Origin of the sequence: Bacillus sp. SIMBA_008, from assembly GCF_046535495.1 — a bacterium.
Taxonomy (GTDB): Bacteria; Bacillota; Bacilli; order Bacillales; family Bacillaceae; genus Bacillus; species Bacillus subtilis.
On sequence record NZ_JAWRWL010001092.1, the window covers coordinates 1 to 243 of the forward strand.

1 protein-coding gene is annotated in these 243 nt (G+C 63.4%); it reads right to left on the reverse strand.

Annotated features, from left to right (window positions below; all coding sequences use genetic code 11):
* The coding region (locus SB658_RS26790; RefSeq protein ID WP_410603536.1) for a hypothetical protein at positions 1 to 243 on the reverse strand (243 nt) is incomplete at both ends.

The window sequence follows — 243 nt, forward strand, 5'->3', positions numbered from 1 at the left end:
GGCGGGAGCAGCCCAGCGCAACGCGCGTGCGTGGCGAGCAAGCCGCGCAGCGAGCGCATCCACGTCAAACGATGCATCGCTGGAACTTCGGTGACGGGTAATGGCCACGATCGCGTCGACTGGACGGCGACGGCGCAGGTGACGAATCCGATCGAGCCATTCCGTGTCGAGTTTGTCGTCAATTTGCCGCGCATAGAGCACGACCGTATTGCCGAGAATCGCGTAGCCGGTATCCGCCAATCC